Origin of the sequence: Mycobacterium alsense, assembly GCF_002086635.1 — a bacterium.
In the GTDB taxonomy this organism is placed as follows: domain Bacteria; phylum Actinomycetota; class Actinomycetes; order Mycobacteriales; family Mycobacteriaceae; genus Mycobacterium; species Mycobacterium alsense.
In genome coordinates, this window is record NZ_MVHD01000033.1 from 1 (window position 1) to 18,993 (window position 18,993).

An 18,993-nucleotide genomic window follows, 5' to 3' on the forward strand; every position below is an offset into this window, starting at 1 on the left:
AGATGTGTATAAGGGGCGGGTACACGGACAGCCCGGCCGCGGGAGGCAACGGCGGCACCGGCGGCACCGGCGGCGTCGGCAACGCGGGTGGCAGCGGCGGCCACGGCGGCAACGGCGGCGCCGGCGGCGCCGGCGGCGGGAACGGCGGCAACGGCGGCGCCGGCGGCAACGGCGCGGCGGGGGGCAACGCCGGCGCCGGCGCCGCGGGCGGCACCGGCGGGGCCGGCGGTGACGGTGGCGCGGCGAACGGCATCGGCGCCAATACCGGCTCCCTTGGTTTGCCGGGCGGACCTGCCGGCGACGGCGGCGACGGCGGCACCGGAGGCGCCGGCGGCGATGCGGGCACCGCCGGCGACGGCGGCAACGGCGGTGCCGGGGGGGCGGCGCCGGGCGGCACGCCGGGCGCCGGCGGCACCGGCGCGGCCGGAGGGACGGGCGCTACGGGCGGTTCCGGCGGCGACGGCGGCGCCGGCGGCGCCGGCGGCACCGCCACCGGCTTCGGGGGTGCCAACGGCGCCGACGGTTCCGACGGTGCCGAGGGCGCCTACGGCGCCAACAGCGCCCACGGCGCCCACGGCTCCGATGGCGTCGCGGGCGGCAACCCCCACCCGTGACCCGTCGTAGCGGGCGCGACGGGATCAGCGCGGGAGCGGCACGGTCACGCCGGCCGGCACCTCACCCGTGCGGGCGGCCAGGACGGGCGTCCGCAGCACGGCCCCGAGCTGCTGACACTCGTTGCTGTGCACGGTGACCGTGAGCTCGCCCAGCAACGCGCCGTCGTCCCGGAGCCGCAGCGACAGCGCCTGCGTCGTGGCCTGCGTCGCCACGGCCCCGTCGGGCCCGACGCACGGGAACATCGTCGCCTCGGTCCGCGACACCCAGCGGCCGTCGCGATAGTCCAGCACGATGGGCCCGCCGCCGGGCGACTTCGCGCGCGTGAGGTCGGCCTCGTCGAGCAGCGCCCCGACGGCCGTACACCGGCCGGGCGCACAGGACGAGCGGAAGGCCCACCACGTCATCGCGTCGGGACGTTGGGGGTGGGGCCTGTCGTTGAACGTCTGCTTGGTCCGCCGAACCTCGAGCCGATAGGTGCCGTCGAGCGGGGTCGGGGGCGCGAGCGCCGGGGTCGCGGGAGTGGCCCGGGGGCTCGCGGCCGGGCGGGCGGGCACGGCGCCGATGTCGGTGCCGGTTTCGGCGTAGCGCCCGACGACGAAGCCGACGGCGAGCAGCCCGGCGGCTAGGACCGTCGCGGCGGCGCCCACCACGACCCGGCGCGGCCGACGCCTCCCCGGCGTGACCACGACCGGCGGCCGCGCGCCCATCGGGGGTGGCCGCGCGCCCATCGGGGGTGGCGCGGACACGCCGTGGCTTTCGGGCCACGCGTACGCCGGATAGTCCACCACCGGGGCGGCTTGGGGACCGCGATCCGTGTTCACCGCGATGCCGGCCAGTTGGCTTGCCGCCTCGGCGAACTCGCGGCAGCTGCCGAACCGCTGCGCGGGGTCCTCGGCGAGCGCCCGGGAGAACACGCCGTCGAGGCGCGCGAGCTCCGGACGCCAGTCGCCGAGCCGGGCGCCGGGATCCGGCAGGGCCCCGCTCAGCAGGTAAAACGCGGTGGCGGCCAGCGCGTACTGGTCGGCCCGCCCGTCGATGGGGGCACCCGTCAGCTGTTCGGGCGCGGCGTAGCCGGCCGCGCCGGGTGGCCGGCCCGCGCCGAAGTCGGTCAGCAGGATGCGTTGTTCGCCTTCCCCCCGGCCCGTCACCAGGATGTTGGCCGGTTTGACGCCGCGATGCAGCAGTCCGTGGTCGTGCGCGTGGTCGAGGGCACCGGCGACGGCGGTCACCAGGTCCGCCACCTCGCCCACCGGTGCGACCGCCGGGAATCGGTCGGCCGCCAGGCGCGCGGCGTCACTGCCCTCGACGTACTCCGTCACGCTGTAGAGCCGGCTTTCGAACTCGCCGCGTTCGCGCACCCCGACGATGTTCGGGTGGTAGAGGCTGGTCGCGAACGGGGTCTCGGCCCGGAACCGCCGGCGGAATTCGCCGTCCTTCGACATCGCCGCCGAGAGCACCTTCAGCGCCTGCCACCGCGACGATCTGGGGTCCTGAACGAGGTAGACCACACCGGTCGGGCCGGTACCCAGCCTTCGCGCGACCACGTAGCCGGCGAAGGTCGCGCCGCTGACCAACGCCATTCCGCGATCCTATCCGCCCGGCGCGCGCACGGCCCTAGGGCCGAAAGGCCTTGCCTCGCAATATCACCAGGTCGGGACGGCGCAGCACGTCCGGACCCGACCGCGGGTCCTCGGCGTAGCAGAGCAGGTCGGCCGAGGCGCCGTGCTCGAGACCGGGCCGGCCCAGCCAGCGCCGGGCATCCCAGCACGCCGCGCCGAGCGCCTCGGTGGGGCTCATCCCGATGCCCTTGAGCGCCTCCACCTCGTCGGCGATGCGTCCGGGCGCGACCATGGTGCCGGCGTCGCTGCCGGCGTAGATCGGCACGCCGGCCTCGCGGGCCGCGGCGATCCGCGGCAGGGCGCGGGCGTGCAGGTCGCGCATGTGCGCGGCGTAGGCGGGGTACTTCGACGCCGCCTCGGCGATGCCGAGGAAGTTCTCGACGATGTTGACCAGCGTGGGGACCAAGACGGTTCCCCGCTCGACCATCAGCTCGATGGTGTCGTCGGTGAGACCGCTGCCGTGCTCGATGCAGTCGATGCCGGCGTTGATCAGCCCGGGCAGCGCGTCCTCGCTGAAGACGTGGGCGGTGACGCGTGCGCCGTGGGCGTGCGCGGTCTCGATCGCGGCCTTGAGCACGTCGTCGGACCACAGCGGGGCCAGGTCACCGGCACCGCGGTCGATCCAGTCGCCGACCAGCTTGATCCAGCCGTCGCCGCGGCGCGCCTCCTCGGCCACCGCCGCGGGAAGTTGCCACTCGTCTTCCAGCTCGCGCGAGAAGCCCGCCGCGTAACGCCTGGGCCGGGCCAGGTGCTTTCCGGCCCGGATGATGCGGGGCAGGTCGTCGCGGTCGTCGAGGCTGCGGGTGTCGGTGGGTGAGCCGCAGTCCCGCAACAACAGCGCGCCGACGTCGCGTTCGATCTCGGCCTGGCCGATCGCCTCCTCGATGGGGATCTCGCCGTGGTCGCCCAGCCCGACGTGGCAGTGGGCGTCGACCAGCCCGGGCAGGATCCAGCCGCCGCCTCCAGCAGCCCCGAAGACGGTGTCGGCGCCGGCGACGGGTTCCGTGCTGATGCGCCCGTCGGCGATCCACAGCCGGATCTCGGCCTCGTCGGGCAGCCCCACACCCCGCACGTGCATGCGCACGGCGCGGCTATTTCCGTCCGGTCCAAGCGTGACGACCTGGGGGCACCTCCCGCTTGCGGGGGACTTCACCCGGCTCCGCCGCGCTCGCGATCGTCACGACTTGCCCGGGAACTTGAGCTTGGACAGGTCGAAGTCGGCCAGCCCCGGCGGCAGCTCGTTGAGGCCCTCGGGCAGCTGCGACAGGTCGGGGAATCCCGCCGGCATGCCCGGCATTCCCGCCCCGAGCGGGTTTTTGGCCTTGGGCGGTGTGGGGCCCCGGCCCCCCTTCTTGCCTTTCTTTCCGCCCTTGCCCTTGGCCCCCTTGGCCTTTCGCGTCGCCGACTTGCGGCCCATCCCCGGGATGCCCATGCCGCCGAGCATCGACGACATCATCTTGCGGGCCTCGAAGAAGCGGTCGACGAGCTGGTTGACCTCCGACACCGTCACCCCCGAGCCGTTGGCGATGCGGAGCCGCCGCGAGGCGTTGATGATCTTGGGGTCGGCGCGTTCCTGCGGCGTCATGCCGCGGATGATGGCCTGCAGCCGGTCGAGTTGGCTGTCGTCGACCTGCGCGAGCGCGTCCTTCATCTGGCCGGCGCCGGGCAGCATGCCCAGCAGGTTGCCGATCGGGCCCATCTTGCGGATGGCCAGCATCTGTTCGAGGAAGTCCTCGAGCGTCAGCTCGCCGGTGCCGATCTTGGCCGCGGCCTCCTCGGCGCGCTGGGCGTCGAAGACCTGCTCGGCCTGTTCGATCAGGGTCAGCACGTCGCCCATGCCCAGGATGCGGCTCGCCATCCGGTCGGGGTGGAAGACGTCGAAGTCCTCCAGCTTCTCGCCGCTGGAGGCGAAAAGGATTGGCACACCGGTGACCTCGCGCACCGACAGCGCCGCGCCGCCGCGGGCGTCGCCGTCGAGCTTGGTCAGCACCACGCCGGTGAAGCCGACGCCCTCGCCGAACGCCTGGGCGGTGGTGACCGCGTCCTGGCCGATCATGGCGTCCAGGACGAACAGGACCTCGTCGGGATCGACGGCCGCGCGGATGGCCGCGGCTTGGGCCATCAGCTCGTCGTCGATGCCCAGGCGCCCGGCGGTGTCGACGATGACGACGTCGAAGTGCTTGGCGCGGGCCTCGGCGAGCCCCGCCGACGCGACGGCGACGGGGTCGGGGGGCCCGACGTCGGGCCCGGGCGCCCCGGCCCCCGGGTGCGGGGCGAACACCGGGATCCCGGCGCGCTCGCCGACGACCTGCAGCTGGTTCACCGCGGCCGGCCGCTGCAGGTCGCAGGCCACCAGCAGCGGCGTGTGCCCCTGGCCGCGAAGCCAGGCGGCCAGCTTGCCGGCCAGCGTGGTCTTACCGGAACCCTGCAGACCGGCCAGCATGATCACCGTCGGCGGGGTCTTCGCGAACGCCAGCTGGCGGGTCTCGCCGCCCAGGATGCCGATCAGTTCCTCGTTGACGATCTTGACGACCTGTTGGGCCGGGTTGAGCGCGCCTGAGACCTCGGCGCCGCGGGCTCGGTCTTTGATGCGGCCCACGAACGCGCGGACCACGGGCAGCGAGACGTCGGCCTCCAGCAGCGCCAGCCGGATCTCGCGGGTGGTGGCGTCGATGTCGGCGTCGGTGAGTCGCCCCTTGCCCCGCAGCCCCTGCAGGGCACCGGTCAATCGGTCGGACAGCGATTCGAACACGCCCGCCAGCCTAGTGGTGCTCATCAGACCCGCGCTGCGCGCCGCCGCCCCCGCGACACATAACCGCGCGCAAACACGCCGGATCGCGTCGCCGTGGCATATGTTTCGGCGAGGGAGACAACGCGAGGCCGGGCGACGGCGAAGGGTGAACTGCAAAGGAGCAGTCCATGCTCGAGGTGATCGACAAAGGTTCCTGCGGCGCGGCGCATCCGGTGCCGCTGCTTTTCGTTCACGGCGGCTGGCATGCCGCGTGGTGCTGGGAGCACTTCCTGGACTTCTTCGCCGACGCCGGCTACCGCGCGGTGGCGATCAGCCTGCGCGGGCACGGCGGCAGCCCCGTGGCCGTACCCCTGCAGAAGGTGTCCGTCGCCGACTACATCGACGACGTCCGCTCGGTGGCCGACGACCTGGGCGGCGCGCCGGTGCTGATCGGCCATTCGCTGGGCGGCTACGTGATCCAGCGCTACCTCGAGGACCGAGCCGCCCCGGCCGCGGTGCTGGTGGGCTCCCTGCCGCCGCAGGGCGTGCTCCCGGCGGCGCTGCGGGTCTGGCGCCGCCGCCCGTGGATGACCGTGCACTCGTTCAACGACCCCACGCTGGTCAAGTTCCTGCGCACCCGGGCGCTGGCCCGCGGATACCTGTTCTGCGCCGACACGCCCGAGTCCATCGTCGAGTCCTGCTATCAACGCGTCGGGCCCGAGAGCATCCGCGCGGCGATGACCGATCCGATGTTCCGCCGGGTCGACACCAGGCGGGTGAGCACCCCCATCCTGGTCCTCGGCGCCGTGCACGACGGCTTCGTCAGCGTGCGCTCGGTGCGCGCCACGGCGCGCGCCTACCGGACGGAGCCGGAGTTCTTCGACATGGGCCACAACATGATGCTCGAACCGGGCTGGGCCGAGGTGGCCAAACGGATCGACGCGTGGCTTGACAGCCGCGATCTGGCCAGCGCCGGCTAACCGGACTCGGGTCGCTGCCGCGCCGAAAAGCGTTGGCATGCTACATTTCACAGCCGTCACCAAAGCGAGCCGGCCGCGTCGACGACGCAACTTCGGGGGGAGCTGTTTCGATGCAACCGGCCAGCGACACCGGCTTGCCGCTGCGCGGCTGGCAGCGCCGCGCGCTGGTGCGCTACCTCTCCGCGCGGCCGCGTGATTTCCTGGCCGTGGCCACCCCCGGCTCGGGGAAGACCACGTTCGCGCTGCGGGTCGCGGCCGAGTTGCTCGGCCAGCGCGCCGTCGAGCAGGTCACCGTCGTCGTGCCCACCGAGCACCTCAAGGTGCAGTGGGCGCTGGCCGCGCAGCGGCACGGCATCGCCCTGGACCCGAGGTTTTCCAACACCGGCGCGCGGACCTCGCCGGAGTATCACGGCGTGATGGTGACCTACGCGCAGGTCGCCGCGCGCCCGACGCTGCACCGGGTGCGCACCGAGCAGCGCACGACCCTGGTCGTCTTCGACGAGATCCATCACGGCGGCGACGCCAAGACCTGGGGCGAGGCCATCCGCGAGGCCTTCGGCGACGCGACCCGCCGACTCGCCTTGACGGGCACGCCGTTTCGCAGCGACGACAGCCCCATCCCCTTCGTCACCTACGAGCCCGGCGCCGACGGGGTGCTGCGGTCGCGGGCCGACCACGTCTACGGCTACGCCGAGGCCCTGGCCGACGGGGTGGTGCGGCCGGTGGTGTTCCTCGCCTACTCGGGGCAGGCGCGCTGGCGCGACAGCGCCGGCGAGGAGCACGCCGCGCGGCTGGGCGAGCCGTTGACCGCCGAGCAGACGGCACGGGCGTGGCGCACCGCGCTGGACCCCGCCGGCGAATGGATGCCCGCGGTGATCGCGGCCGCCGACGAGCGGCTCCGCCAGAAGCGTGCGCACGTGCCCGACGCCGGCGGCATGATCATCGCCTCCGACCGCACCGCGGCCCGCGCGTACGCCGCCCTGCTGACCAAGCTGACGTCGGAGGCGCCGACGGTCGTGCTGTCCGACGACCCGGGATCGTCGGCGCGCATCACCGAGTTCGCCGGGGGCACCGGCCGGTGGCTGGTCGCGGTGCGCATGGTGTCCGAGGGCGTCGACGTGCCCCGCCTGTCGGTCGGGATCTACGCCACCAGCGCCTCGACGCCGCTGTTCTTCGCGCAGGCCATCGGCCGGTTCGTGCGCTCGCGCCGGCCCGGGGAAACCGCGAGCATCTTCGTGCCGTCGGTGCCCAGCCTGCTGCAGCTGGCCAGCGAGCTGGAGGCCCAGCGCGACCACGTGCTCGGCCGGCCCCACCGCGACACCGGCGATCCGCTCGACGCCGGCCCCGCCACCCGGACGCGCACCGAAAAGACCGAAGCCGACCAGGGTTTCACGTCGCTGGGCGCCGACGCCGAGCTGGACCAGGTCATCTTCGACGGGTCCTCGTTCGGCACCGCCGCCCCGGCCGGCAGCGACGAGGAGGCCGACTACCTCGGCATCCCCGGGCTGCTCGACGCCGAGCAGATGCGCGCCCTGCTGCACCGGCGTCAGGACGAGCAGCTGGCCAAGCGCGCGGCTTCGGGATCGGGGGGGACGCCCGCGCCGCCGGTTTCGCTGCACGGTCAACTGCGCGAGCTGCGCCGCGAGCTCAACACCCTGGTCTCGGCCACCCACCACCGCACCGGAAAGCCGCACGGCTGGATCCACAGCGAACTGCGCCGCCGCTGCGGGGGGCCGCCGATCGCCGCGGCCACGCGCGAGCAGATCCAGGCCCGCATCGAAGCCCTGCGGCAGCTGAACTCCGAGCGCTCGAGCTAGCCGGCGGCGTCGCCGGATTCGGAGCCGCCCAGCACCGCCTGCAACTGCTTGTCCACCGCCGCCCGCGCGTCGTCGGGCGCCGCGACGCAGAACACGTCGGCGGCCGTCGAACCGAACGTGTTGACCTTGGCCCACGCGAGGTCCACTTCGGCGCGCTCCAGCGCCCGCGTCAACAGCGCCAGCAGGCCCGGGCGGTCCATGGCCCGCACCTCCAGCACGAGCTGGCCGTCGGCTCCGGTGTCGATCCACAGGATGCGGGGCGGGGCGGTGGGGCGGGTCACGGGCACCCCGGCCTGCACCTCGCCCGCCCGGGCGGACGCGAAACCCGCCTCGCCGTCCCGCTTTTCGACCATGGCCAGGACGTCGATGTCGCCGGCGAGCGCGCCGACGAACTGCTGGCGCAGCAGCTCGGCCGCCGCCGGCGCGCCGAAGAGCGGCGACACCACGAACTCGGTGATCGCCACCCCCCGGTAGCTGTTCACCGTCGCCGAATGCACCCCCAGCGAGTTCAGCGCGAGCACGGCGGCGGCCTTGGACACCAGCCCGCGCTGGTCGGGGGCGACCATGACGACCTGATACATGCGCGCGCTGTCACCCGGCGTGATCTCCACGTGGACGCCGCGGTCGGCGGCCAGCGAAAGGTAATGCGGCGCAGCGGGATCGGCCTGCGGCAGCGGCTCACCGGCCATCACCAGCCGGCAGCGCCGCACCAGGTCCTCGATCAGCGACGCCTTCCACTCGCTCCACACCCCGGGGCCGGTGGCCTTGGAGTCCGCCTCGGTCAGCGCGTGCAACACCTCCAGCAGCTGCGGGTCCCCACCCATCGCCTCCGACACGCGCTCGATGGTCTTGGGGTCGTTGAGGTCGCTGCGCGTGGCCACGGCCGGCAGCAGCAGGTGATGGCGGACCAGCTTCGACAAGAACTCGGCGTCCTTGGGCGCCACCCCGATCCGCGGCCCGATCTCGAGGGCCATCTCGGCGCCGAGCACGCTGTGGTCGACTCCCCTGCCCTTGCCGATGTCGTGCAGCAGGGCGGCCAGCGCGAGCAGGTCGGGCCGCGCCACCCGGGTGGCCAGCGGCGCCGCGTTGACCGCGGTCTCGACGAGGTGCCGGTCCACCGTCCACTTGTGCGCGACGTCGCGGGGCGGAAGGTCGCGGATCGCGGCCCATTCCGGCAACAACCGGTCCCACAGCCCGGTGCGGTCGAGCGCCTCGACCGTCGCGACCGCGGTGGGGCCCGCGGACAGCACGACCAGCAGGTCGTCCAGCGCCTCCTTGGGCCACGGGATCGGCAGGTCGGGCGCGGCGGCGGCCAGCCTGCTCAGCGTGGCGGCGCCGATCGGCAGCCCGCTGTCGGCCGACGCGGCGGCCACGCGCAGCACCAGCCCGGCGTCGGTCTCGGGCGAGGCGTCGCGGGCGAGCACGATCTCCCCCGCGTACTCGACGACACCCTCGTCCAGCGGCCGGCGCTTCGGCCGGCGCACCAGCGCCGACACGCCGCGGCGCGGCAACGCGTTTTCGGCGGTCCGCAGCCCGGTCTCGGCGTGGTAGGCGATGGTGCGTCCGGCGTCGGATAGCTTGCGCGCCAAGTCGAATCGGTCACCGATGTGCAGGGCCGCGCTGATCTCGTCGGCGTACTGCGCCAGCAGCTGGTCGCGCCCGCGCCCGGACACCCGGTGCAGCTCGGTGCGCACGTCGAGCAGCGTCAGGTAGGCGTCGTCCAGCGACCCGCCGGGCGCCTCCGGGCGGGCCATGCCGTGCCGGTCGATGAGCTGGGCCACCCCGAGCGCATCGAGCAGTTGCACGTCGCGCAGCCCGCCGCGCCCCGACTTCAGGTCCGGCTCGGCGCGCTGCGCGATCCGGCCGCACCGCTCCCAGCGGGCACCGGTGATCTCGACCAGTTCGTCCATGCGCGAACGAATTGCGCTGCGCCACTGGCGTCTTGCGCCCGCGATCAATTCCTCGGACAGCTGCGTGTCGCCGGCGACGTGCCGCGCGTCCAGCATTCCCAGGGCGGCGACCACGTCGGTGTTGGCGACCGCGAGCGCCCCGGAGACGGTGCGCACGCTGTGGTCCAGCCGAACGTTGGCGTCCCACAGCGGGTACCACAGCGCGTCGGCCACCTCCTGCAGCACCTCGGCGGAGGCGTTGGCGTGCAACAACATCAGATCCAGGTCGGAATGCGGCAACAGCTCGTGGCGGCCCAGCCCGCCGATCCCGACGATCGCGAAGCCGCTGGCGTCGGTGATCCCGACCTCGTCCGCCTTGGCCGTCAGCCACGATTTGTGCAGGTCCAGCCAGGCGTGCCGCAGCTCGGCCGCGTGCAGCCCCGAGCCCACCGACAGCAGCTGACGCCGCGAGGCGGCCAAATCGTTTGCGCCGCCGCCGTTTCCCGCCGTACTCCCGGACGGATCGGGCGACTCGGGGATCATGCCCTCCCGGCCCGCCCGGGTCGGATCACCAATGTGCGGCTGGTGTCACAGCGCATCGGTCCCGCGTTCACCGGTGCGCACCCGCACGATGGTTTCCACGGGGGTGACCCAGACCTTGCCGTCGCCGATCTTGCCGGTGCGCGCCGCGCGAACGATGGTGTCCACGACCTTGTCGACGATGGAATCGTCGACGACGACCTCGATGCGAACCTTCGGCACGAAGTCCACCGAGTACTCGGCGCCCCGATAGACCTCGGTGTGGCCCTTCTGCCGCCCGTAGCCCTGGACTTCGCTGACCGTCATGCCCAGGACGCCGGTCTCCTCGAGGTTGGTCTTTACGTCGTCGAGGGTGAACGGCTTGACGATTGCGGTGATCAGCTTCATGACTATTCCGCCTCCACTCTCTGGCCCACTCGCTCCTCCTCGAGGCCGTTACGGGTGTCCTCCACGGCGACCCGGGGAGGTAGCACCGACCCCGTGGCGACTGCGAAATCGTAACCGCTTTCGGCGTGCTCGGCCTCATCGATGCCCGAGGCCTCCGCCTCGGGATCGAGGCGCAGCCCGATGGTGTATTTCAGGATCAACGCCAGGATAAGCGTGACGACGCCCGAGTAGATCAGAACGCTGAACGCGCCGATGGCCTGGCGTTCCAGCTGCGCCCAGCCGCCGCCGTAGAACAGCCCCTTCGACACCCCGGCCACGCCGTTGATGGCCGGGCTCTCCGGGGCGGCCAGCAGGCCGACCAGCAGCGTGCCCGCCAGGCCGCCCACCAGGTGCACCCCGACCACGTCGAGCGAGTCGTCGAAGCCGAACCTGAATTTCAGCCCGACCGCCAGCGCGCACACCACGCCGGCCACCACGCCGACCACCAGGGCGCCCAGCACGTTGACCGACGAGCACGACGGGGTGATGGCCACCAGCCCGGCGACGATGCCCGACGCCGCTCCCAGCGTCGTGGCCTTGCCGTCGCGGATGCGTTCGGTGAGCATCCAGCCCAGCATGGCGGCGGCCGTCGCGATCGTGGTGGTCACGAAGGTCGTCCCGGCGACGCCGTTGGAGGTGGTCGCCGAACCGGCGTTGAACCCGTACCAGCCGAACCACAGCAGGCCCGCGCCCAGCATCACGAACGGCAGGTTGTGCGGCCGGAACAGCGTCGCGGGCCAGCCGCGGCGCTTGCCGACCACGATCGCGAGCATCAGGCCCGCGACACCGGCATTGATGTGCACCGCGGTTCCGCCGGCGAAGTCGATCGCGTGCAGCTTGTTGGCGATCCAGCCGCCGTGCTCGGACGCGAACCCGTCGAACGCGAAGACCCAGTGGGCGACCGGGAAGTACACGAACGTGGCCCACAGGCCGGCGAACACCAGCCACGCCCCGAACCTCAGCCGGTCGGACACCGCGCCGGAGATCAGCGCGACGGTGATGATCGCGAACATCAGCTGGAAGGCCACGAACACGGTGGCGGGCAGGGTCCCGGCCAGCGGGATGTCCGTCGCGGCGGTGCCCTTGCTCGGGTCGGCGGCCACGGCGTTCACGCCGATCAGGCCCTTCAGGCCCCAGAACGAGGTCGGCTTGCCGACGAAGTTGCCGGCGTCGTCGCCGAAGGCGAGCGAGTAGCCGTACAGGGCCCACAGCACGGTGACGACGCCCATCGCGCTGATGCTCATCATGAGCATGTTCAGGACGCTTCGGGCGCGCACCATGCCGCCGTAGAAAAACGCCAGGCCCGGCGTCATCAACAACACCAACGCGGCACTCGCCAGCATCCAAGCGGTATCGCCGGTATTGGGCTGGCCCAGTATCGGGTATGTCACTCGCGGTCTCCTCCGGTCGGCCCCTCACTGGTCGTCCGACACGTGCCTGACGACCTGATCCAGAACCTTGCGGAATTGTTGTTTCGGCGATGGGACCGCCGTGTTTCGGCGTCATTAACGTCCCGCGTGAGGTGGTTACGAAGTCAGCCGAGCAGCGCGTCCACGAAGGCCGCCGGTTCGAAGGGCGCCAGGTCGTCGGGGCCCTCGCCGAGCCCTACCAGCTTCACCGGCACCCCGAGTTCCTGCTGGACGCGGAAAACGATGCCGCCCTTGGCCGTTCCGTCCAGCTTGGTCAGCACCGCGCCGGTGATGTCGACGACGTCGGCGAACACCCGGGCCTGGGCCAGCCCGTTCTGCCCGATGGTGGCGTCGAGCACCAGCAGCACCTCGTCGACCGCGGCGCGCCGGGTGACCACGCGCTTGACCTTGTCGAGCTCGTCCATCAGCCCGACCTTGGTGTGCAGCCGCCCGGCGGTGTCGATGACGACGACGTCGGCGCCCGCGGCGATGCCCTTGTCGACGGCGTCGAACGCCACCGACGCCGGGTCGGCGCCCTCGGGGCCGCGCACGACCTCGGCACCGACCCGCGCGGCCCAGGTCTCGAGCTGATCGGCGGCCGCGGCCCGGAACGTGTCCGCCGCTCCCAGCACGACGCGGCGGCCGTCGGCCACCAGCACCCGCGCCAGCTTGCCGACGGTGGTGGTCTTGCCGGTGCCGTTGACGCCCACGACCAGCAGCACCGACGGGTGGTCGGCGTGCGGCAGCGCGCGGATAGCGCGGTCCATGTCGGGTCGCAGCTCGGTGATCAGGACGTCGCGCAGCACGGCCTTGGCGTCGGCCTCGGTGCGCACGTTGCCGCCGGCGAGCCGGCTGCGCAGCCGGGCGATCACCGACTCGGTGACCACGGGGCCCAGGTCGGCGACCAGCAGCGTGTCCTCGACGTCCTGCCAGGAGTCCTCGTCCAGGTCGCCACCGCCGATCAGCCCCAGCACGCTGCGCCCGAGCGCGTTCTGCGAGCGGGCCAGCCGCCCGCGCAGACGCTCCAGCCGGCCTTCGGTGGGCGCGATGGCCTCCACCTCGGGGGCGGCCGGCGGCGCGGGCGGCGCCTCGGGCGGCGGGGCCGCGGGCGCCGGCGGCTCGGGGAGTTCGACGTCGGCGATCGTGCGCCTGGGCGCGTCGCGGGGAACGGTGGCGTCGTCGCCTACCCCGGGCAACCCGGTGGTGTCGACGCCTTGGCTGAACGTGATGCCCGACGACGTGGTGTAACCGCCGGAGCGATCGAGCGCCCCGGGCTCCGGGCGCTGCAGGCGGATCCGTCGCCGGCGGGACAGCGCCAGGCCCAGGACCAGCGCGGCAATGACGACCAGAACAGCGACGACCGCGATCGCGATCCAAAGACCTTGTGACACGCCGACAATCCTTCCAGCCGCGGTTGCCCGGGCACGCAACGGGCTTCAACGGGCTTCAGCGGACACCGCGTCCGCGCCGAGGGGTCAGTTCGAGCTCGAGACCAGCTGCTCGACCTGCTGCCCGCGCATCCGCTGGGAGATCACCGCGGTGATGCCGTCGTTCTGCATGGTCACGCCGTACAGCGCGTCGGCGACCTCCATCGTGGGCTTCTGGTGGGTGATGATGATGATCTGCGAGCGGGCCCGCAGCAGCTCGAACAGCCCGATCAGGCGCCGCAGGTTGGTGTCGTCGAGCGCGGCCTCGACCTCGTCCATGATGTAGAACGGCGACGGGCGGGCCCGGAAGATCGCCACCAGCATCGCCACCGCCGTCAGCGCCTTCTCGCCCCCGGACAGCAACGACAGCCGGGTGATCTTCTTGCCCGGCGGGCGCGCCTCCACCTCGATGCCGGTGGTGAGCATGTCGTTGGGGTCGGTCAGCCGCAGCCGCCCCTCCCCGCCGGGGAACAGCGCGGCGAACACCTCGGTGAATTCGCGTTCGACGTCGGCGAACGCGTCGCTGAACACCTGCAGGATGCGGGCGTCGACGTCGGCGATGACGTCGAGCAGGTCCTTGCGGGCGGCCTTGACGTCCTCCAGCTGGGTGGACAGGAAGTTGTAGCGCTCCTCCAGCGCGGCGAACTCCTCCAGCGCCAGCGGGTTGACCCGGCCCAGCTCGGCCAGCTCGCGCTCGGCGCGTTTGGCGCGGCGCTCCTGGGTGGGCCGGTCGTAGGGCATCGGCGCCGGCGCGACCACCTGCTCGCCGCGCTCTCGGGCCTGCTCGAACTCGGCCATCTCCAGCTCGGTCGGCGGCAGCGGAACGTCGGGCCCGTACTCGGCGACGAGGTCCGCCGGCGCCATCCCGAACTGCTCGAGCACCATCTGCTCGAGCTGCTCGATGCGCATGGCGGCCTGGGCGTTGGCCACCTCGTCGCGGTGCAGCGAGTCGGTCAACTGGGCCACGCGGGCGCCCAGCGCGTGCACCTCGTCGCGCACCGCGGCCATCGCCGCCGAACGCTCCTGTCGCTCGGCGACCAGCGAATCGCGGATCGCCGACGCGGCGCCGACCACCGAGTCCAGCCGGGCCGCCAGCGCCCGCCCGGCGTCGGCCACCGCCGCGGCCACCGCGGCCGCGCGCAGCCGCGCCGCCCGGGCCTGCTGCGCCCGCAGCCGCGCCTCGCGTTCGGCCGCGGCCGCGCGGCGCAACGAATCCGCCCGTCCCCGAACCGCGTTGGCCCGCTCCTCGGCGGTCCGCACCGCCAGCCGGGCCTCCACCTCCACGCCGCGCGCGCCCTCGGCGGCGGCGGCGATCTGCTCGCGGTTGACCGGTTCGGCCGCGTGCACCTGCTGGGTTTCCTGCGCGTTGCGCAGCCGGGTTTCCAGCTCGGTGACCTCGTCGACGGTCTCCGCGCGCCCGGCCTCCAGCTCCTCGCGCTGGCGCAGCAACGCGCCCCACTCCTCGTCGGCGGCGCGGGCCTCCTGCCCGAGGCGGCCCAGCTGCTCGTACATCGCCGAGATGGCGGTGTCGGACTCGTTGAGCGCCGCCAGCGCCTGCTCGGCCGAATCCTGGCGCGCGCCCTGCTCGGCCAGCGCGCCGGACAGCGCCGCGCTCAGCCGCTCCACCCGCGCTTCCGCGGCGGCCAGCTCGTCGTGGGCCTTGTCGATTTCCGAGGTGAGCTCCAGCGTGGACAGCTTGCGGTCCGAGCCGCCGCTCACCCAGCCGGCGCCCACCAGGTCGCCGTCGAGCGTGACCGCCCGCAGCCGGGGGCGGGCCGCCACCAGCTCCAGCGCGGCGCCGAGGTCGGCGACCACCGCGACGCCCGACAGCATGGCGACCATCGCCCCGCGCAGCCGCGGGGGCGCGTCGACCAGGTCGAGCGCCCACAGGGCGCCGCCCGGCAGCGCGGGGGCGGGGGCGGGTTCCTCGGCCGGCCAGTCGCCCAGGACCAAAGCCGCGCGGCCCCCGTCGGCCTGCTTGAGGGCGGCGACGGCGGAGCGGGCCGCCCCGAGGTTTTCGGCGGCCAGCGCGTCGGCTGCCGCTCCGAGCACCGCGGCCAGCGCCGCCTCGTAACCCGAGCGCACCTTGACCAGCCTGGCGATCGGCCCGAGAAGCCCTGTGCCAGGGTGGTTTCGGGCGAGCCAGGCCGCACCGTCCTTGCGTTCCAGCCCCACCGAGAGCGCGTCGATGCGCGCGCGCAGCGAGGCCACCTCCCGTTCGGCGGCCCGCTCGGCGGTCTGCAGTTCGGCGACGCGCTCGTCGGCGGCCCGCAGCGCGGCCACCGTGCGCTCGTGGTGCTCGTCGAGACCGACCTCGCCCTGGTCCAGTTCGCCGACCCGCGCCTGCACGGTTTCGAACTCCGCGCGGGTCTGCTGGGCGCGGGCGGCGGCGGCTTCGATGCGCTCGGACAGCCGCGCGACGCCGTCGTCGATCGATTCGACCCGCGCCCGCATGGTCTCCACCTGACCGGCCAGCCGCGCCAGACCCTCGCGCCGGTCGGCCTCCGCGCGCACCGCCGCGAGATGCGCCCGATCGGCCTCGGCGGCCTCGCGCTCGCGCTCCGCCAGCTCGGCGCGCGCGGCGTCCAGGCGGGAGCGGGCCGCGGACAGGTCGGCCAGCAGCCGCTGCTCGGCCAGCTCCACCTGCTGGGCCTCGGCCTCGAGGGCGTCGGGGTCGGTGTCGCTGGGCGGCAGCGGCTCGAGGTCGAGGTGCTGAGCCCGCTCGCTGGCGATGCGCACCGTGGCGGCCACCCGTTCGGCCAACGCGGACAGGCCGAACCAGGTGTGCTGCACCGAGTCGGCCCGCCCCGAGAGCTCCGCGAGCGCGGTCTCGTGCGCGCTCAGCTCGTCGGAGGCCGCCGCGAGGCGGGCCGCGGCCTCGTCGTGCTCGCGGCGCATGATCGCCTCGGCCTCGAAGATCGCGTCGCGCTCGGTCTGCCGGTTGACCAGGTCGTCGGCCGCCAGGCGCAACCGCGCGTCGCGCAGGTCGGCCTGGATTCGTGCGGCCCGCTGTGCCATTTCAGCTTGACGCCCGAGCGGTTTGAGCTGGCGGCGCAGCTCGGTGGTCAGGTCGGACAGCCGGGCCAGGTTGGCCTGCATCGCGTCGAGTTTGCGCAGCGCCTTCTCCTTGCGCTTGCGATGCTTGAGCACGCCGGCGGCCTCTTCGATGAACGCGCGGCGATCCTCCGGGCGCGACTGCAGGATCTCGTCGAGCTTGCCCTGCCCGACGATGACGTGCATCTCCCGGCCGATCCCCGAGTCGCTCAGCAGTTCCTGCACATCCATCAAACGGCAACTGCTGCCGTTGATTTCGTACTCGCTGGCGCCGTCGCGGAACATCCGCCGCGTGATCGACACCTCGGAGTACTCGATCGGCAGCGCGTTGTCCGAGTTGTCGATCGTGACGGTGACCTCGGCGCGGCCCAGCGGCGCCCGCGAGGACGTGCCGGCGAAGATGACGTCCTCCATCTTGCCGCCGCGCAGGGTCTTCGCCCCCTGCTCGCCCATCACCCACGCCAGCGCGTCGACGACGTTGGATTTGCCCGAGCCGTTGGGCCCGACGACCGCGGTGATGCCCGGCTCGAAGCGCAGAGTCGTCGGCGAGGCGAAGGACTTGAAGCCCTTCAGCGTCAGACTCTTGAGGTACACGGCGTGCCAGACTACCGCCCAAATCGGCCGGGTCGCCGTCACCGAGGGGTGTCGCCGGGCCCGAAATACGCGCGACGGTCACCGGTCGACGCACTGGCCACAGTGGCCACATCAGTCACTGAAGAGGAGGGCATGATGCCCTCCGCTATGTGACAGCGCCGGCGCTATCACCTCAGCGCTCGACGAAGCCGTCGAACCGCTCCTGGGCCTCCGACCAGTCGGCGACGACGTTGTCGACGCGTCCCGGGGTGTCGCCGCCTTCCAGCAGCCGCAGCAGCTTCTCGCCCGCCTCCCGCGGCCCCTGGGCGACCACCAGCACACGGCCGTCGGGCTGGTTGGCCGCGTACCCGGTCAGGCCGAGCTCCAGCGCGCGGCAGCGGGTCCACCAGCGGAAACCGACGCCCTGGACGCGCCCGTGCACCCAGGCGGTCAGCCGGACGTCACGATCCATCGGCGATCTCGAAATTGACGGTCGTCCCGGACTTGAGCGTGCGCCCGACGGTGCAGACCAGGTCGACGGCCCGGTTGGCCACCACCAGCAGCCGCTCCTTTTCCTGCTCGGACAGCCCGGACAGGTCCAACTCGAGCGTCTCCTCGAGCAGCGGATAGCGTTCCTGCTCGCGGTCGGCGGCGCCGGACACCCGGACCACCGCCTTGTAGTCGTCGCCCAGCCGGCGCGCCAGCGGCTCGTCGGTCGACATGCCGCTGCACGCCGCCAGCGCGATCTTGAGCAGCTCACCCGGGGTGAACACCCCCTCGACGCCCTCGGAGCCGACGAGCACCTGCGCGCCGCGCGAGCTGTACCCGGTGTAGCGGCGAGTTCCGGTGCGTTCCACCCACAGTTGCGTCGGTTGCGTCATGGCCTCATTTCTACCGGGCGGCCGGCCCGGCGGCGGCGGCCGCCATCGAGTGTGCGGATACGGCTTCCGGCGTGAAGCCAGGGCGAGATTTTCGGCGTTCGGCCGCCCCACGCGCACACCCGACGCCCCACGCGCACACCCAACGCCCTGGGCGCACACTCAAAGCCGTTGGCGCACAGCCGAACCCCGCGGCCGGGGCTGGCACCTCGGGCAGTAGAACGACGAGCGGTTCATGAACTTCTCCCGGCGCATCACCGCGCCGCAGCGCCGGCACGGCTCGCCCTCGCGGCCGTAGGCGTCCAGGCTCCGGTCGAAGTACCCCGACTCGCCGTTGACGTTGACATACAGCGAGTCGAAGGAGGTCCCGCCCTGGGCCAGCGCCTCGCGCATCACCTCGGCGGCGGCGTCGAGCACGGTGGTCAACTGGCGGCGGCCGAGTGTGGCGGCGATCCGCGCGCCGTGCACCTTGGCCCGCCACAGCGCCTCGTCGGCGTAGATGTTGCCGATCCCCGACACCACCTGCTGGTCGAGCAGCTGACGCTTGAGCTCGGAATGCTTGCGGCGCAACGCTTTCACCACCGCATCGGCGTCGAACCGGGGGTCCAGCGGGTCGCGCGCCAGGTGCGCGACGGGCGCCGGCACCACGCTGCCGTCCACCTCCACCAGGTCGGCGAGCATCCAGCCACCGAAGGTGCGCTGGTCGGCGAAGCTCAGCACGGTGCCGTCGTCGAGCAACGCCGAGATGCGCACGTGGTCGGCGCGCGGGACGCTGCCCAGCAGCATCTGCCCGCTCATGCCGAGGTGCACTACGAGCGCGGTGTCACCGTCGAGCAGCAGCCACAGGTACTTGCCGCGCCGGTCGGTTCCGCTGATCCGCGCGTCGAGCAGGCGGGCGGTGAGGTCGGCGGGCCCGGCCTCGTGGCGGCGCACCGCGCGGGGGTGGTGCACCCGCACCGCGCTGATCGTCTTGCCCACCACGTGGGCCTGTAAGCCGCGGCGCACCACCTCGACTTCTGGCAGTTCTGGCATCGA

Annotated in this window: 12 protein-coding genes and 2 pseudogenes; 3 read left to right on the top strand and 11 right to left on the bottom strand. The window is 73.0% G+C overall.

Features of this window, described 5'->3' with window-relative positions:
* Positions 1 to 614, top strand: a pseudogene (locus BST11_RS28180) (PE family protein); the annotation flags it as partial.
* Here BST11_RS28180 and BST11_RS17580 read toward each other — a convergent pair.
* From BST11_RS17580 to ffh, 3 genes and pseudogenes are all read right to left on the bottom strand, one after another.
* Positions 545 to 2,195: pseudogene (locus BST11_RS17580) on the bottom strand (serine/threonine-protein kinase). The pseudogenes BST11_RS28180 and BST11_RS17580 overlap by 70 nt on opposite strands.
* Before the next feature lie 34 nt (positions 2,196 to 2,229).
* Positions 2,230 to 3,312 carry a metal-dependent hydrolase family protein gene (locus tag BST11_RS17585; RefSeq protein WP_142276417.1) on the bottom strand — a complete coding sequence of 361 codons (1,083 nt, stop codon included), beginning with the start codon at positions 3,310 to 3,312 and terminating at the stop codon, positions 2,230 to 2,232.
* A gap of 99 nt (positions 3,313 to 3,411) precedes the next feature.
* Complete coding sequence (ffh, locus tag BST11_RS17590; RefSeq protein WP_083139199.1) at positions 3,412 to 4,986, bottom strand: signal recognition particle protein; 1,575 nt, start codon at positions 4,984 to 4,986, stop codon at positions 3,412 to 3,414.
* Positions 4,987 to 5,153: 167 nt separating this feature from the next.
* Between ffh and BST11_RS17595 the strand changes: the two genes are divergently transcribed.
* Complete coding sequence (locus tag BST11_RS17595; RefSeq protein ID WP_083139200.1) at positions 5,154 to 5,945, top strand: alpha/beta hydrolase; 792 nt, start codon at positions 5,154 to 5,156, stop codon at positions 5,943 to 5,945.
* A gap of 110 nt (positions 5,946 to 6,055) precedes the next feature.
* Complete coding sequence (locus tag BST11_RS17600; protein ID WP_083139201.1) at positions 6,056 to 7,762, top strand: DEAD/DEAH box helicase; 1,707 nt, start codon at positions 6,056 to 6,058, stop codon at positions 7,760 to 7,762.
* On the opposite strand, the gene BST11_RS17605 is transcribed toward BST11_RS17600, so the two are convergent.
* From BST11_RS17605 to mutM, 8 genes are all read right to left on the bottom strand, one after another.
* On the bottom strand, positions 7,759 to 10,194 hold the full coding sequence (locus BST11_RS17605; protein ID WP_083139202.1) for a [protein-PII] uridylyltransferase: 2,436 nt from the start codon (positions 10,192 to 10,194) through the stop codon (positions 7,759 to 7,761). The genes BST11_RS17600 and BST11_RS17605 overlap by 4 nt on opposite strands.
* 45 nt (positions 10,195 to 10,239) lie before the next feature.
* On the bottom strand, positions 10,240 to 10,578 hold the full coding sequence (locus BST11_RS17610; RefSeq protein ID WP_067320752.1) for a P-II family nitrogen regulator: 339 nt from the start codon (positions 10,576 to 10,578) through the stop codon (positions 10,240 to 10,242).
* Positions 10,579 to 10,580: 2 nt separating this feature from the next.
* Positions 10,581 to 11,960 (bottom strand): ammonium transporter, encoded by a 1,380-nt coding sequence (locus tag BST11_RS17615; RefSeq protein ID WP_083139203.1) that lies wholly within the window; start codon positions 11,958 to 11,960, stop codon positions 10,581 to 10,583.
* A 191-nt stretch (positions 11,961 to 12,151) separates the two neighbouring features.
* Positions 12,152 to 13,417: a signal recognition particle-docking protein FtsY gene (ftsY, locus tag BST11_RS17620; RefSeq protein WP_083139204.1), complete on the bottom strand. Its 1,266-nt coding sequence runs from the start codon at positions 13,415 to 13,417 to the stop codon at positions 12,152 to 12,154.
* An 84-nt stretch (positions 13,418 to 13,501) separates the two neighbouring features.
* Complete coding sequence (smc, locus tag BST11_RS17625) at positions 13,502 to 17,101, bottom strand: chromosome segregation protein SMC (RefSeq protein WP_083139237.1); 3,600 nt, start codon at positions 17,099 to 17,101, stop codon at positions 13,502 to 13,504.
* A gap of 172 nt (positions 17,102 to 17,273) precedes the next feature.
* Positions 17,274 to 17,552 (bottom strand): acylphosphatase, encoded by a 279-nt coding sequence (locus BST11_RS17630; RefSeq protein ID WP_083139205.1) that lies wholly within the window; start codon positions 17,550 to 17,552, stop codon positions 17,274 to 17,276.
* Entirely contained in the window at positions 17,542 to 17,961 is a 420-nt protein-coding gene (locus tag BST11_RS17635) for an OsmC family protein (RefSeq protein ID WP_083139206.1), read from the bottom strand. Before BST11_RS17635 ends, BST11_RS17630 begins: the two co-directional genes overlap by 11 nt.
* Positions 17,962 to 18,120: 159 nt before the next feature.
* The gene (gene mutM / locus BST11_RS17640; protein WP_083139207.1) at positions 18,121 to 18,990 is read right to left on the bottom strand and encodes a DNA-formamidopyrimidine glycosylase; all 870 of its coding nucleotides are present in this window, start codon (positions 18,988 to 18,990) and stop codon (positions 18,121 to 18,123) included.
* Between the last annotated feature and the right edge of the window lie 3 nt (positions 18,991 to 18,993).

Coding starts and splice junctions, on each gene's coding strand:
- BST11_RS17585 (WP_142276417.1), bottom strand. CDS start 3,312: ATGCACGTGCGGGGTGTGGGGCTGCCCGACGAGGCCGAGATCCGGCTG.
- BST11_RS17595 (WP_083139200.1), top strand. CDS start 5,154: ATGCTCGAGGTGATCGACAAAGGTTCCTGCGGCGCGGCGCATCCGGTG.
- BST11_RS17600 (WP_083139201.1), top strand. CDS start 6,056: ATGCAACCGGCCAGCGACACCGGCTTGCCGCTGCGCGGCTGGCAGCGC.
- BST11_RS17605 (WP_083139202.1), bottom strand. CDS start 10,194: ATGATCCCCGAGTCGCCCGATCCGTCCGGGAGTACGGCGGGAAACGGC.
- BST11_RS17610 (WP_067320752.1), bottom strand. CDS start 10,578: ATGAAGCTGATCACCGCAATCGTCAAGCCGTTCACCCTCGACGACGTA.
- BST11_RS17615 (WP_083139203.1), bottom strand. CDS start 11,960: ATGCTGGCGAGTGCCGCGTTGGTGTTGTTGATGACGCCGGGCCTGGCG.
- BST11_RS17630 (WP_083139205.1), bottom strand. CDS start 17,552: ATGGATCGTGACGTCCGGCTGACCGCCTGGGTGCACGGGCGCGTCCAG.
- BST11_RS17635 (WP_083139206.1), bottom strand. CDS start 17,961: ATGACGCAACCGACGCAACTGTGGGTGGAACGCACCGGAACTCGCCGC.
- mutM (WP_083139207.1), bottom strand. CDS start 18,990: ATGCCAGAACTGCCAGAAGTCGAGGTGGTGCGCCGCGGCTTACAGGCC.